Annotated in this window: 11 protein-coding genes, 1 tRNA gene and 2 pseudogenes; 10 read left to right on the forward strand and 4 right to left on the reverse strand. The window is 66.5% G+C overall.

Annotated elements, in window-relative coordinates:
- A pseudogene (locus AB0313_RS00135) lies at positions 1-505 on the forward strand (hypothetical protein); the annotation flags it as partial.
- Positions 506-718: 213 nt separating this feature from the next.
- Positions 719-1,045 (forward strand): hypothetical protein, encoded by a 327-nt coding sequence (locus tag AB0313_RS00140; RefSeq protein WP_141941085.1) that lies wholly within the window; start codon positions 719-721, stop codon positions 1,043-1,045.
- A 135-nt stretch (positions 1,046-1,180) separates the two neighbouring features.
- Here the strand turns inward: AB0313_RS00140 and AB0313_RS00145 are convergent, their stop codons facing one another.
- The gene (locus tag AB0313_RS00145) at positions 1,181-1,798 is read right to left on the reverse strand and encodes a hypothetical protein (protein ID WP_366302820.1); all 618 of its coding nucleotides are present in this window, start codon (positions 1,796-1,798) and stop codon (positions 1,181-1,183) included.
- Between the two features lie 231 nt (positions 1,799-2,029).
- Here AB0313_RS00145 and AB0313_RS00150 point away from each other — a divergent pair.
- Together AB0313_RS00150 and AB0313_RS00155 are read left to right on the forward strand one after the other, a co-directional pair.
- Positions 2,030-2,295, forward strand: a pseudogene (locus AB0313_RS00150) (SDR family NAD(P)-dependent oxidoreductase); the annotation flags it as partial.
- 65 nt (positions 2,296-2,360) lie between these two features.
- Positions 2,361-2,540 carry a hypothetical protein gene (locus AB0313_RS00155; protein WP_366302822.1) on the forward strand — a complete coding sequence of 60 codons (180 nt, stop codon included), beginning with the start codon at positions 2,361-2,363 and terminating at the stop codon, positions 2,538-2,540.
- A 117-nt stretch (positions 2,541-2,657) separates the two neighbouring features.
- On the opposite strand, the gene AB0313_RS00160 is transcribed toward AB0313_RS00155, so the two are convergent.
- Positions 2,658-3,104 carry a rhodanese-like domain-containing protein gene (locus AB0313_RS00160; RefSeq protein ID WP_366302824.1) on the reverse strand — a complete coding sequence of 149 codons (447 nt, stop codon included), beginning with the start codon at positions 3,102-3,104 and terminating at the stop codon, positions 2,658-2,660.
- 75 nt (positions 3,105-3,179) lie between these two features.
- Positions 3,180-4,454, reverse strand: a complete 1,275-nt coding sequence (locus AB0313_RS00165) for an MFS transporter (protein WP_141941091.1) — start codon at positions 4,452-4,454, stop codon at positions 3,180-3,182.
- Between the two features lie 237 nt (positions 4,455-4,691).
- Between AB0313_RS00165 and fdh the strand changes: the two genes are divergently transcribed.
- The 3 genes from fdh (at position 4,692) to nrfD (ending at position 10,227) form a co-directional block, all read left to right on the forward strand.
- On the forward strand, positions 4,692-8,024 hold the full coding sequence (fdh, locus tag AB0313_RS00170) for a formate dehydrogenase (RefSeq protein WP_366302826.1): 3,333 nt from the start codon (positions 4,692-4,694) through the stop codon (positions 8,022-8,024).
- A 104-nt stretch (positions 8,025-8,128) separates the two neighbouring features.
- Entirely contained in the window at positions 8,129-9,139 is a 1,011-nt protein-coding gene (locus AB0313_RS00175) for a 4Fe-4S dicluster domain-containing protein (RefSeq protein WP_366302828.1), read from the forward strand.
- Positions 9,136-10,227 carry an NrfD/PsrC family molybdoenzyme membrane anchor subunit gene (nrfD, locus tag AB0313_RS00180; RefSeq protein WP_366302830.1) on the forward strand — a complete coding sequence of 364 codons (1,092 nt, stop codon included), beginning with the start codon at positions 9,136-9,138 and terminating at the stop codon, positions 10,225-10,227. The genes AB0313_RS00175 and nrfD overlap by 4 nt, the downstream gene beginning before the upstream one ends.
- A 14-nt stretch (positions 10,228-10,241) precedes the next feature.
- Here nrfD and selD read toward each other — a convergent pair whose 3' ends face one another.
- The gene (gene selD, locus AB0313_RS00185; protein ID WP_366302832.1) at positions 10,242-11,267 is read right to left on the reverse strand and encodes a selenide, water dikinase SelD; all 1,026 of its coding nucleotides are present in this window, start codon (positions 11,265-11,267) and stop codon (positions 10,242-10,244) included.
- 44 nt (positions 11,268-11,311) lie between these two features.
- Here selD and AB0313_RS00190 point away from each other — a divergent pair.
- The 3 genes from AB0313_RS00190 to selB all read left to right on the forward strand — a co-directional run bounded on the left by AB0313_RS00190 (position 11,312) and on the right by selB (position 14,573).
- Positions 11,312-11,406 (forward strand) — tRNA-Sec (locus tag AB0313_RS00190).
- Positions 11,407-11,442: 36 nt separating this feature from the next.
- Positions 11,443-12,774: an L-seryl-tRNA(Sec) selenium transferase gene (selA, locus tag AB0313_RS00195; RefSeq protein ID WP_366302834.1), complete on the forward strand. Its 1,332-nt coding sequence runs from the start codon at positions 11,443-11,445 to the stop codon at positions 12,772-12,774.
- Positions 12,775-12,776: 2 nt separating this feature from the next.
- On the forward strand, positions 12,777-14,573 hold the full coding sequence (gene selB / locus AB0313_RS00200; protein ID WP_366302836.1) for a selenocysteine-specific translation elongation factor: 1,797 nt from the start codon (positions 12,777-12,779) through the stop codon (positions 14,571-14,573).

The raw sequence follows: 14,573 nt of genomic DNA on the forward strand, positions 1-14,573 counted from the left end.
TACTGGAGCGCACATTTCTGTCGGGTCAATCCGGGGCGAGTGGGCGGCAACAGGATTCGAGGGCGGGCGCCTGGGATACCCGACCACCGACGAAGTCGCTGGTCTGCGTGACGGCGGCGTTTATCAGAACTATCAGGGTGGGGCCATCATCTGGTCGCCGGCTACTGGAGCGCACATTTCTGTCGGGTCAATCCGGGGCGAGTGGGCGGCAACAGGATTCGAGGGCGGGCGCCTGGGATACCCGACCACCGACGAAGTAGCCGGCCTGCGCGACGGCGGCATCTACCAGAACTACCAGGGCGGGGCCATCATCTGGTCACCGGCTACTGGAGCGCACTTCTCTCTTGGGGCAATCCGATCCATCTGGGCCTCGACAGGATTTGAATCGGGTCGGCTCGGCTACCCGACAAGTGATGAGTACGCCACCGGAAACGACGGAAGCGTCGCCCAAAATTACCAGGGTGGCGTTATCCACGTTGGTCCCAACGGCGCCTACATCTCCTGATGTAACCCGCAACAGCGAACTCCGGGCGAAGCGGGGCTTGAATGGTCACCAGCCGTCCCTCCGACCCGAACACTTCATCATCCGTTGCATTCCGGGCTCCTGGCTGTCAGGCCCGGCGCGATTGGCCGTGGAGACCGCACCAGTTGCCGGGAAGCGGGCACTATGCTCGCTCTCAGACGGGCGATGCCCGCTGTGAGCCCGAGGAGTGAATACGTGACTGAACGGCCGGTCTCCAACGGCATGGCGGTACTCCGCAGTACTGTCCTGGGCGCTGATGGCCTATCACTGCTCGCTGTTCTTTCGATCCGCTTTCTGCTCCCGATAATCTCCTCCGGCCAGGAAGGGGAAGCGCTGTTTTGGACCGGCTTGCTCCTGACGTACCTACTGATTCTTCTCTTAGGGCTGACTCTGGTCCTCAACCTCATTTACCTGCTTGCCCTCGGCATTACGCGCGGGAGGTACACCCGGTACGGCAGACTCACCCGGCCACTCTTGGTCTTATTGCCGGCAGCGACGGTTCTGGGGCTCGCCGTTCACTAGCTCCGGCCCCGGCACAGGCGAGGACTGGAATGCGGGTGGAGTCCCCGCCTGGACATGTGAATAAGTGGCTAAAGGGCGGTCCACCTGCTGTGGGTGGGGTTGTACGGTTCCTGGGAACTAGGGGCGGCTGCGGGGTCAGTAGCCACTGGGGAAGCTGTAGGAACTGGGAACTGTTGCAGGCGCGGCTCCGTGAACCAGCAGGATTTCGTCGTGGGATCGAAGTGGCGTGTCTTTAGGGTCACCCGGCCGCTGGGTCCCGTTGACGTAGACCTGCCAGTCGTTGGTGCTGGAGTGGGCGCTTCCCGGCGTGCTGTCTTTCCCGTCCAGGACACCCCACTCGGTAAGAACCTGACCGAGAGTGTAGGTAGCACCAGCGGTAGGTGCTTCGATGTGGATAATCCCGGAGGGGTCATGGGTGTGCAATGCCGAGATCCCGTTGGGCTGTCCGTTGGAACCGAAGCTGAAGCCGATGTCGGCGGGCACGGGTACTGTGTGACCATCGGAGATCACATCCAGGTGGGCGTGGATGTGCTCCGCGCTGCCTTCTGCAGAAAGGACGTCAAGCCCCGCGGCTTTGATGCCGGCTGCCCCGTTGGCAGGCACAAATGCCCACCCCGAGGTGGCAGTGGGGCTCTGTTGTCCCGGGGTAGATGGGCCCGTGCTGGAACTCTCCTTCGGAGCCTCGGTGGAGCAGGCGGCCAGGCAGAGGGTCAACCCCGTGAGAGCAATCGGCACGGCGGTCTTGATATTCAAGGTTCATGGCTCCTTCGTCGGGGTTCCAGCTTCACTTTACCGGCCCCTTCATCATCACCTTGTTCTTGTCTGGCACAGGACCATTGCAACGATCCGTAAGCCGGAAGGGGTTGACGCGCTTCGCGCGGAGGCGGCAGATGCTGGGGTGGAGTTGGACATTCGCCTCTTGGACTCACTGATGCGGCCACCATTGAGCGGGAATCCAATTACTGCCGCAACACCTACGGCAGGCTGGATGCGCTGATCAACAACGCCGGCAGTGCAACTGTGGGATCCCTTGAGGGTCTGGAGATGAAGGACTTCCGTGACGCGATCGAAGTTAACTACTTCGGGGTCGTCGCCACGACACGGCCGTTTATGCCACTTCTCAGGGGGAGCGGCGGCCGGGTTATCACCATCAGTTGCGTTGGGGAGCTGTGGGGCAGCCGTTCAACGAGGCGTATTGCGCGGCCAAGATGGCCGTCGAGGGTTTCCTGGAAAGCCTCCAGCCGGTAGCCAAGAGCGCCGGAGTTCGTGTCTACATCATCAAACCCGGCGGCAGTTCGCCAGTGCCAATGCACAGGTGCCGGAGGACGTCGCCAACGTCGTGCTGGAGACGTTGCAGGCAACGTCTCCAGCCTTCCGGATCCAAACATCCAAATGGGCCCGCGACTTTGTCGCCAGAAAGCTCAACGACCTCGACGGCGGCCGGGTCACCTCCATGACAGCAGGATGGGTGGGGTTGCCCGGAACCGGCCACTAAAGAACACGGCGTTCCCCGCGCTCAACGAAGTGGACGGGTACGGGCAGCTCCAGGCCGTTGGTACTTACGCAGCCGGGAGGAGCTGGCTCCTGGCGGTAGGTCTGCGGAACGGGAATCCTAGGAACGGCCCTGCAGCGCCGCCCAGGCTTGGAAGCCGCCGATGAGGTCGGTCGCGCGGGTAAGGCCCAGCCGTTGGAGGGTGTGGGCAGCAAGGCTGGAGCTGTAGCCCTCATTGCACACCACCACGATCCGCCGGGCGTAGTCGTCAGCCATCGGAAGCCGGTGCGCACTGGCCGGATCGAGCCGCCATTCGAGAACGTTGCGGTCAATGACCACGGCTCCCGGGAGGTCACCGTCGCGGTCGCACTGTTCGACGGGGCGCGTGTCGACGACAACGGCGCCGGCTGCCATCTCCGCGCCAAGGTCCGAGGGGTGAACACGCTCAAGTCCCAACCGGCTCTCAAACAGCAGGTCGTCGATCGTCGGGGCCCTGGGCGAATCGCCCGGATCTGCGGCGTGTTGGTTCACCGCACCGCCGTCGTCAAAGCTGTGATCCTGCTGCAACCTTCGCCTCGCTTTGCTGTTGACTAGTTAGCCGTATCGGCGTGAAGCGTGCGATGAGGAAGGACCTGCACCTGCTCACCGTTCGTCCCTGCCCACCGTGCGCAGTCGGTGGACCAACACCATAACGCCAAGCCCGAGTCCGGAACTAACTCCGAACAGGACAAGCGTGGCAGTGGCGCCCAGCGTTTCGGCGCCCAGACCAAGAAGCGAGGCACCCACTGGGGTGCTGCCGATCAGCAGAAGGACGAAAAGACTCATGATGCGTCCGCGGAGCCGGTCCGGCACCAGGCTCTGCAGGCGCGCGTTGACTGTGGTGGTAAATGTTGTGCCGCTCAGTCCGGCGAGGAACATCAGCGCAAGACTCAGTGGATAGGACGGCGAAATTCCCAGCCCGGTAAGGAAGACCGCCAGCAACGCCCCTGAAACGATGATCCTGTGTTCCGTCCCACCGCCAAAAACAACCAGACCTAACCCGGCAGCCAATGACCCAACACCCAGGGCCGACATGAGGGCCCCAAATCCATCAGGACCGATGCCAAGCAGCCGGTCTGCGATCAACGGTCCAGCCACGGGCCAGTTGAAACCCAGAGTCCCAACGATGGCCAGGCTTCCGAGGATGAAGAACACTGGCGGCGTCCGGAACGCGAACCCCAAGCCCTCCCGCAATGCCCCCAGCCCCTTGGCGTTCTCCCCGTGGACCTTGCGCAGATCCGACCGGCGCATGAGGACAAGGGCCAGCAGGGATGCCCCGAAGCTTGCGCCATTGATGAAGAAAACCGCGTAAGCCGGCAGTTGGGCGACGGCCACTCCACCCAATCCGGAACCGATCATCCGTGTTGCGTTGAACTGGACACTGTTCACGGCCACTGCATCTGCCGTCAGGGATCCACCCACCATTTCGGCAATGAACGCCTGCTGGGCCGGATTATTGAATGCATTGGAAAGACCCAGCGCGGCAGCAAGAACGGCCAATTGCCAGATCTCCGGTGTTCCTCCCAGGAGCAGGGAACCGAGCACAAACGCCTGGAGCGCCGCCAATGTCTGGGCAGCCAGAAGGATCTTCCATTTCGATATCCGGTCTGCGACCACCCCCGCCGGAAGCACAAACAGCAACATCGGCAGGAACTGAAGCGTGGTAACCAAGCCCAGAACCGCGGCCGACTTGCTGATGGTCAGCACCAGCCAAGCCATCGCGACTGTCTGCATCCATGTCCCGGTTCCGGACACAAGCTGGCCAGTCCAGAACAACGCGAAGTTCCGCTCGTGCAGGGCACGGAACATGTCGCTGACCCTTCGTCGGCTGCCGACAGCTTCCTCCGCGGGCGGGGAACCGGAGACGTCATCGGACACGGCTCCAACTCTCGCATTCTGCAGTCACGCCGGCCAGAGGCCAACGACCTCCCTCCAAAGACCGCGCCAGCACATACTGCCCAGGCGGTGTGACCGCAGCGGGTGCCAAGGTTGCCGCAGCACACACTGCGCAGTTGGCTGGCCTGGTACTCGCCGGTCCATGTTGTACCCGGGAAGGGAAGGACACGCCCAGGGTTGACCTGTTGCTTTGGGCAAGCTTCGGGATATGCTCCAGAAATGGCACCGCGAAGTTTTCTTCAATGGCCGGTCGTCCGTCAGCTGAGTACGGGGGATCTGCTGGGCCGTGGGCCCGCAGTCACCTCGGCCAAGACCAAGGCCATCGTCCCGCGCACAGCTACTGCTGACCGCGTCGTCCAGAGCGTGTGTCCGTACTGCGCAGTCGGTTGCGGGCAGCGTGTCTACGTCAAGGACGAAAAAGTGGTCCAGATCGAGGGCGATCCGGACTCACCCATCTCGCGCGGCCGGCTGTGCCCCAAGGGCTCTGCCAGCGAGCAGCTGGTCAATTCACCCGGCCGGCAGACCAAAGTGCTTTACCGTGCGCCGCGCTCCAAGGAGTGGGAGCACCTGGACTTGGCCACCGCCGTCGAGATGGTGGCGGACCGGTTCATCGAGTCGCGCCGCAGGACCTGGCAGCAGGAAGACGACCAGGGCCGGCTTCTTCGCCGCACCATGGGCATCGCCTCGCTTGGCGGCGCCACCCTGGATAACGAAGAAAACTACCTGATCAAGAAGCTCTTTACAGCCGCAGGGGCGGTGCAGACCGAGAACCAGGCCCGCATATGACACTCCGCCACGGTTCCCAGTTTGGGAGCCTCGTTTGGACGCGGTGGTGCAACGCAATCACTGCAGGACATGGCCAACGCCGACTGCATCGTCATCCAGGGGTCCAACATGGCCGAGTGCCATCCCGTGGGATACCAGTGGGTGGCGGAGGCTAAAGCCCGCGGAGCGAAGGTCATCCACGTGGACCCGCGGTTCACGCGGACCTCAGCCGTCTCAGATAAGCACATTCCCATCCGTGCCGGCTCTGACGTGGTGCTCCTTGGCGCACTCATCAACTATGTCCTCACGAATGACCTGTGGTTCAAGGAGTACGTCACCGCGTACACCAACGCTGCCACGCTGGTCCACGAGGACTACCGCGACGCCGAGGACCTTGGCGGGCTGTTCTCCGGGTTCGACCCGGAAAAGGGCGCCTACGACAACTCGTCCTGGGCCTATGACGAAGCCGAGGACGGCGCCATTGGCGAACCGGCCGGCCCGGAACACGGCGCCGACGCCGGGGCTCGGGCCGCCGGCGACGCCTTCGGCAGCGGCGGCCCGCCCCTCGAACACGCCGAGGTGCTGCGGGACGACTCACTCCAGAACCCCCGGACCGTCTTCCAGATCGTGAAGCGGCACTACGCCCGCTACACCCCGGAGATGGTGCGCGACATGTGCGGCATCAGCGAAGCGGACTTTGCCTACTTGGCGAAGGCCATTACGGAGAACTCCGGCCGCGACCGGACCACCTGCTTCGCCTACGCCGTGGGATGGACCCAGCACTCCCTCGGGGCTCAGTTCATCCGGGCCGCGGCCATCCTCCAGTTACTGCTGGGGAACGTGGGTCGCCCCGGCGGCGGGATCATGGCCCTGCGCGGCCATGCCAGCATCCAGGGCTCCACCGACATTCCGACGCTGTTCAACCTGTTGCCCGGGTACCTGCCCATGCCAAGCGCCGGCCGCCACGACACTCTGGAGGAGTACCTGGCGGCGAACGCCTCGAAGAACCAAAAGGGGTTCTGGGCCAACGCCGACGCGTACACCATCAGCCTCCTCAAGGCATGGTGGGGTGACGCGGCGACCGCGGACAACGACTGGGCGTACGACTACCTGCCCCGGCTGACCGGTGCGCATGGGACCTACGAAACCGTAATGAGCATGCTGCGGGACGAGGTGGAAGGCTACTTCCTGCTCGGCCAAAACCCGGCGGTGGGCTCGGCCCATGGTCGGATGCAGCGCCTCGGCATGTCCCACCTGAAGTGGCTGGTGGTCCGCGACCTGAACATGATCGAGTCGGCAACCTGGTGGAAGGACGGCCCGGAGATTGAATCCGGCGAGCTCCGCACCGAGGATATCGAGACCGAAGTCTTTTTCCTGCCGGCGGCAACCCACGTGGAGAAGGCCGGGTCCTTTACCCAGACCCAGCGGCTGCTGCAGTGGCGCCACCAGGCGGTGGCCCCGCCCGGGGAGTGCCAGAGCGAACTGCAGTTCTTCTACGAACTGGGTAAGCGGATTCAGGAGAAGTTGGCAGGCTCGGACGACGAACGGGACCGGCCGCTGTTGGACCTGACGTGGGACTACCCCACGGACGAGCACGGCGATCCGGACCCGGAGGCGGTTCTTGCCGAGATCAACGGCCGGCACCTGACCGGCCCGGATGCCGGCAAGCCCCTTTCCGCCTATACCGAACTCCGTGCCGACGGTTCCACGACGGCGGGTTGCTGGATCTACACCGGTGTCTACGCCGAGGGGATCAACCACGCCGCCGACCGGAAGCCGGGCCAGGAGCAGGGCCCCGCGGCGACCGAGTGGGGCTGGGCGTGGCCGGCCAACCGACGGATCCTGTACAACCGCGCGTCCGCTGACCCGGCCGGCAAGCCGTGGAGCGAACGCAAGAAATACATCTGGTGGGACGAGGAGCAGGGTAAGTGGGTCGGCGACGACGTCCCCGACTTCCCGCCGACTCTCGCCCCCGGCAGCAAACCCGATCCCTCGGTGGGTGGCCCCGCCGCGCTCAGCGGGGATGATCCGTTCATCATGCAGGCCGACGGCAAGGGCTGGTTGTTTGCGCCTAAGGGCCTCGTGGATGGGCCCCTTCCCACGCATTACGAGGCCCAGGAATCACCCGTGGCGAACGCGCTGTATCCGCAGCAGCAGAGCCCGGCACGCCTGATGTTCCCCCGGTCGGATAACCTCAGTGCGCCAAGCGCCGGCACCAATGGCGTCGACGTCTACCCGTACGTCTTCACCACGTATCGGCTCACGGAGCACCACACCGCAGGGGGGATGAGCCGTTGGCTGCCCTACCTTTCGGAGCTGCAACCGGAGATGTTCTGCGAGGTCTCGCCGGAACTGGCTGCTGAGCGGGGATTGGAGCCCTATGGGTGGGCAACGATCATCTCGGCCCGGTCCGCCATCGAAGCGAAGGTGCTGGTCACTGACCGGATGCGGCCCCTGGCTGTTGGTGGGCACACCGTGCACCAGATCGGGCTGCCCTACCACTGGGGCGTCGGCAGCAATGCCGTGGTCAGCGGCGACGCGGCCAACGATTTGCTGGGTGTGACGCTGGACCCCAACGTCCAGATCCAGGAGTCCAAAGTGGCCTCGTGTGACATTCGGCCGGGCCGCAGGCCGCGCGGGCGGGAACTTCTCGACCTGGTCAGTGAGTACCAGGTCCGGGCAGGAGTCACCACAGAGACCGGTAACCAAGCGGTCACTGATCCGGCGGCGGAAGGCATCAAACCCTCCCAGGGCCGGGATGGCCGGGCGGACGGTGGTCCGCGCTGATGACCGTCACCGCCACAGCCTCACCTGAAGCACAGACCGCCCCGCCCGGATTGCCACTGCCCACGGGCAGCATGCCGGGCGCCGACCAGACGTTGGAGAACTAGATGGGCCAGCTGTCCGGACCGACCGACCCCACCGCAGATGCCCACTGGGAGCACAATCATCCGCGCAAGGGGTTCTTTACTGACACGTCTATCTGCATAGGCTGCAAGGCCTGCGAGGTTGCCTGCAAGGAATGGAACCACAACCCGCAGGACGGAAACCTCGAACTGCTCGGTTCTTCCTACGACAACACGGGATCACTGGGCGCCAGTACCTGGCGGCATGTCGCGTTCATTGAGCAGGGCCAGGAACGAATTGCCGAGGCACGCGAGTCCGGGCGGGCCCTGGTCAGCCTGGGCATGCCCCGCATTGGCCCTCCCGCCCCGGCCGGGTCCGCTGCGACAGACCTGGCAGGGGCGGATACGACGCCCCCGGACACGGCCGACTTCCGGTGGCTGATGTCCTCGGACGTCTGCAAGCACTGCACCCACGCCGGGTGCCTTGACGTTTGCCCCACCGGGGCGCTCTTCCGCACCGAGTTCGGCACTGTCGTGGTCCAGGACGATGTCTGCAACGGCTGCGGAACCTGCGTCGCCGGATGCCCCTTCGGCGTCATCGAGCGCCGAAGCAACGGCACCGTCAAGGTGGCCACCAGCAGGGAGGAACAGCACGCCAAGCACCCCTCCGTTCCGAACGAGGGCATCGCCCAGAAGTGCACCCTGTGCTACGACCGGCTGGTGGCCGACGAGACGCCCGCCTGCGCCAAGGCATGCCCGACGACGTCCATCAAATTTGGCGACCACGACGACATGGTGGACACGGCCCGGGAACGGGTGGCCGCGCTGCACGCGCAGGGCATGACAGAGGCGAGGCTTTACGGTGCGAACGAGCACGACGGCGTCGGCGGGACCGGATCGGTCTTCCTGCTGCTGGATGAGCCCGAGGTGTACGGGCTTCCGCCGGACCCACGTGTCCCAACTGCCGACCTGCCGCAAATGTACAAGCGGGCAGGCATGGCAGTAGCGGGCATGGCTGCGGCCGCAGCACTGGTTTTCCTGGGAGGACGGGCGTGACCCTTTCCGAGTTCGACAACTTCCGGCCGGCCGAGCCTGCCCGGCGCCGCCGGCAGGGCGGCAAACCCGGGATGCGCCGCCGCCGTGACAACGGCGATGGTTCGCGTGAAATGCCCATGGTTCCGGAGCCGGAGTTCACCTCGTATTACGGCCGTCCCGTGGTCAAGCCGGCACCGTGGGGCGATGACGTTGCCATTTACCTGTTCCTGGGCGGGGTGGCGGCCGGTTCGGCGCTGCTGGGCCTCGGCGGGCAGCTGACCGGCCGGCCGGTACTCCGCCGGAATGCCCGGCTGGGCGCCTTGGCGGCAGTAAGTGCCGGGGCCGTTGCCCTGGTAAAGGACCTGGGCAGGCCGGAGCGTTTCCTGCATATGCTGCGGACCTTCAAGGTGACCTCGCCGATGAGTGTGGGCTCCTGGGTCCTCAGCGCCTTCAGTGCCGGGGCGGGCGTCTCGGCAGTGGCGGAAATTGACCGGTTGAGCGGAAACCGGCTGCCGCTGGGGCCCTTGCGCAAGGTGCTGCAGGCTGTCGAAGGTCCCGCGGGCGTTGAAGCTGCCGTGTTCGCGGGCCCGCTGGCGGCTTACACGGCGGTACTGCTCGGCGACACCGCCACACCCACATGGAACGCCGCCCACGAGGAACTGCCCTTTGTCTTCGTGAGTTCCGCGTGCCTCGCTTCGGCAGGACTCGCCATGGTCACCACACCGGTGCGCGAGACTGGACCCGCCCAGAAACTCGCCGTACTCGGCGTCATAGGCGACGTGGTCGCCATGAAGGTGATGGAGCGCCGGATGGACCCGGTCGCAGCCGAGCCCCTGCACCAGGGCAAGGCAGGCGCCATGCTGAAGTGGAGCGAGCGGCTGGCACTTGCCGGCGGCCTGGGAACCTTGCTGGGCGGCCGCAACCGCGTCGCAGCTGCTGCTTCAGGCCTGGCTTTGCTGACTGCGTCGGCACTGACCCGGTTCGGCGTGTTCGAAGCAGGACTGGCTTCTGCCAAGGACCCGCGGTACACGATCGAGCCGCAGAAAAACCGCCTCGCGGCCCGCCGCGCGGCCGGTGTTACCGGCGACGCAATCACCACCGGCAGCTGAGCAGCCGCCGGGTTTTAGCGGATCTGAATGCCCTGCCCGGCAGTGGTGTGACCGATGACGGGGTGCCCGGGCAGCTCGCCGACCACCAGCAGGCCGCCGGAAGTCTGGGCATCGGCCAGCAGCAGCAGGTCGTCCCCGGTGATGCCCGGCGCCGCCTCCAGGTGCGGACGCACCCAGTCGAGATTGCGTCGGGTCCCGCCGGAGACAAAGCCGTCGCGCAGCGCCTCGCGGGCTCCGTCAATGACCGGTACGGCCTTCAGGTCTATCACTGCGCCCACTTCCGAGGCCCGGACCATCTTGTAGAGGTGGCCCAGCAGGCCGAAGCCGGTGACGTCCGTCGCGGCACGGACGCCGGCGGCCACCGCCGCCTCAGAGGCGTCGCGGTTGAGGGCCGCCATCGTCTCTATCGCCTCGGCGAAGACCCCACCGGTCGTCTTGTGCCGGTTGTTGAGAAGCCCGACGCCGATCGGCTTGGTGAGCGTGATGGGCAACCCGGGCTGGGCCGCGTCATTGCGCAGCAGCCGGTCGGGATGGGCCACGCCGGTGACGGCCATGCCGTACTTTGGCTCCGGATCGTCGATGGAATGGCCGCCAAGAACGGGGCAACCGGCCTCCGACGCCACACTCAGCCCGCCCCGGAGGACCTCCGTCATCAGTTCCATCGGCAGGACATCACGGGGCCAGCCGACCAGGTTGATGGCCGTCACCGGCCTGCCGCCCATGGCGTAAATGTCCGAGAGCGCATTGGCGGCAGCGATCCGGCCCCAGTCAAAGGCGTCGTCGACAACAGGGGTGAAGAAATCGGCAGTGGTCAAAACCGCAAGGTCATCGCGCACCAGGACGGCCGCGGCATCGTCGCCGCTGTCCAGGCCAACCAACACCTCCGCACCGGGCTGGCCGATCAGCCCGCGGACCGCGTCTTCCAGCTCTCCGGGCGGAATTTTGCAGGCACAACCCCCGCCATGTGCGTAGCCTGTGAGCCGGAGCGTGCCGACGGCGGCCTCTTCGAGTTGCTGGATGGACGTCTGTGCCTCATTCACCCGCCTAGCGTACCCCTCAAGCCAACCCTGCTATATTGAGGCGCGGTGGCGTCCGGGTCCTGGTGGGCCCCCCGGTCTTCAAAACCGGTGAGGCTGAGCATCTCGGCCTGGCGGGTTCGATTCCCGTCCGCCACCGCCAACTTTCGGCTATGGATGCCGCGATATGAGGAGGGCTGTGGACCACGTCGATCCCCGGCGCCTGATTCCCCGCACCAACGACCTGCTGGCACTGCCTGCCGTCCGCGAGGCCCGTACCCGGCTGAACGAGCGTGTGATCCGCGAACTCGTCCGGGACATCCAGGAGCAGGCCCGGCGCGGCGACCTCCCTCCGGACCAGGTTGAGCCGGTCCTGCTGGCCGCCATCGCCCGCCGCACGGCAACCACCCTGCGTCCGGTGCTGAACGCAACCGGCGTCATCGTCCACACCAACCTGGGGCGGGCACCCCTTTCGGCGGCTGCGGTCGAAGCTCTTATCGCAGCCAGCGGCTACGTTGACGTGGAGCTCGACCTGGCTGACGGAAGCCGCTCCCGCCGGGGCGCAGGGACCCGCGCGGCGCTGCTCGCCGCCTGTCCCGCCGCCGAGGACGCGCTGGTGGTCAACAACGGTGCAGCTGCGCTGGTGCTGGCCACCACAGCCCTGGCCGCCGGCCGGGAGGTGGTGGTGAGCAGGGGCGAACTCGTCGAAATCGGTGCCGGCTTCAGGCTCACCGACCTGATGGAATCGACCGGGGCAAGGCTTCGGGAAGTGGGCACCACCAACCGCACCCACCTGCACGACTACGCCGGAGCCCTCGGCCCCGACACAGGCTGCGTCCTCAAGGTCCATCCGAGCAACTTCCGGGTTGACGGTTTCACGTCCGCTGTTCCGCTGCACGACCTTGGCCCGCTGGCACAGGCAAACGGGGTATCCCTTGTGGCCGACCTTGGCAGCGGGCTGCTGGCACCCGACCCGCACCTCCCTGATGAACCCGATGTTTCCTCCGCCCTGGCTGCCGGGGCCGACGTCGTCATCGCCAGCGGCGACAAACTGCTGGGCGGACCCCAGGCAGGCCTGCTGCTGGGCCGCAAGGAAGTCATCACCCGGCTGGCCCGACACCCGCTCGCCCGGGCCGTGCGGGCCGACAAACTCGCCCTCGCAGCCCTTGAGGCGACCGTCGCGGGCGGTACGCCGCCCGTCATGCAGGCGCTGCACGCCGACGCCGGGCAATTGCGGCGCCGCACCGAGCGGCTGGCCCGTGAACTGGGAGTACCGGTGGTGCCGCATGACGGCAGGGTAGGCGGCGGGGGAGCCCCCGGTTTTCCGCTGCCCGGTTGGGCGCTCCGGCTCCCCGAACGGCTGGCCCGGCTCCTGCGTACCGGCGATCCCGCTGTGCTGCCGCGCGTCCACGACGGCTCCTGCCTGATCGATCTGCGCTGCGTTCCCGCCGCGGATGATGACCGGGTCCTCGAGGCGGTACGGCACGCGCTGGCAACCCTCGACGTCGCGAACGCAGGCAGGGTGGGCTGAGCGTGCACGTCGTTGCCACCGCCGGGCATGTGGACTCCGGCAAGAGCACCCTTGTCCGTGCCCTCACCGGCATGGAGCCGGATCGTTGGGAAGAAGAACGGCGCCGCGGACTGACCATCGACCTGGGATACGCCTGGACAACGCTGCCGTCCGGACAGGATGTTGCGTTCGTTGACGTCCCCGGCCACGAACGGTTCCTGGGCAACATGCTGGCCGGACTCGGGCCCGCGCCCGTGGTCTGTTTCGTCGTAGCAGCCGACGAAGGCTGGCAGGCCCAGTCGAGCGACCACCGGGACGCCGTGGCGGCTCTTGGCATCGAACACGGCGTAGTGGTCCTCAGCCGGGCCGACCGGGCGTCCAGCCAGCGCGTGGCAGAGGTACTGGCACGGACCCGCGTTGAGCTGGCAGGAACTGGCCTGCGGGATGCGCCCTCCGTTGCCGTGTCCGCCATCGACGGCACCGGCCTGCCTGACCTTCGTTCAGCGCTCGACGGCGTCCTGGCCAACGTGCCCCATCCCACCACCGAAGGGCGGGTCCGGTTGTGGGTGGACCGCTCGTTCACAATCACAGGTTCCGGCACTGTGGTGACCGGAACGCTGGCAGCGGGAACGATCGCCCAAGGCGACCGGCTGAGCCTGCTGGGGCACTTTGGAACCAGGTCCGTCGTCGTCCGCGGCCTGCAAAGCCGCGACACCGCGTACCCTTCCGTGGCGCCGGTCAGCCGTGTTGCCCTGAACCTGCGGGATCTTTCCGCTGCGGACGTTCGCCGCGGGGACGCGCTTCTCACCCCCGACGCGTGGCCAGCCACCGGCGTCGTGGGCATCCAACGGACCACCGGCGTGGCCTATACGGATGTGCCGGAGCAGCTCATGGTCCATGTTGGCACCGCATCAGTGCCGGCCCGGCTGCGTCCGTTCGGCGCCGACCACGCCCGGCTCGTCCTCGACCGGCACCTGCCTCTCGTCCTGGGAGACCGGCTGGTACTCCGGGACCCCGGCAGCCGCTCGGTGCTGGGCGGAGCACGCATCCTCGACGCCGATCCGCCGGAATTGCGGCGGCGCGGTGACGGCGCCCACTGGGCCCAGCGGCTGGCGGGCATGGACCCGTCCGGAGACGTGCTGGGGGAGGTGGCATCCCGTAAGGCCGTGCAGGTGGAACATCTGCGCCGGCTCGGGCTGCTGTCGGGCAACGACGCCGGGACGCACCCGGGCGTCAAGGTCATCGATGACTGGTGGGTGCACGCTCCGGTCCTTGAGGCCTGGCAGCACCAGCTCCGCAACGCCGTCCAGGCTCTGCAGGAGCGCGACCCCTTGGCCCCAGGCCTTTCCATGGGCGCAGCGCGCGACCTTCTTCGACTGCCCGATGAGAGGCTGCTTGCGCACGTCATCCGCGGGGCCGCCCTGGAACAGTCGGCGGGCCACATCAGGCTTCCGGGCAGCGAGGGCAACCTTGGCCCCATCGAGGCGGCAATCACGGAGCTGGAGCGCCGGCTCACCGCCCATGCGTTTCAGGCGCCGGAATCCGAGGAACTGGCCCGGCTGGGCTTAGGCATCCGGGAGCTTGCTGCCGCCGAACGCACGGGCCGCCTGCTGCGGCTGCGTGACGGCGTGGTGCTGCTGCCCACGGCTCCGGCCCTTGCGATGCGCACCCTCGCCGGCCTGGAACAACCCTTCACCACCAGCCAGGCACGCCAGGCATTGGAGACAACGCGCCGGACCGCGGTTCCCCTGCTGGAGCACCTCGATTCGCGGGGGTGGACGCAGCGGTTGGACGCCGGCCACCGTAAAGTGGTGCGCTGA

Source organism: Pseudarthrobacter sp. NPDC080039 (assembly GCF_040702335.1).
In the GTDB taxonomy this organism is placed as follows: domain Bacteria; phylum Actinomycetota; class Actinomycetes; order Actinomycetales; family Micrococcaceae; genus Arthrobacter; species Arthrobacter enclensis_A.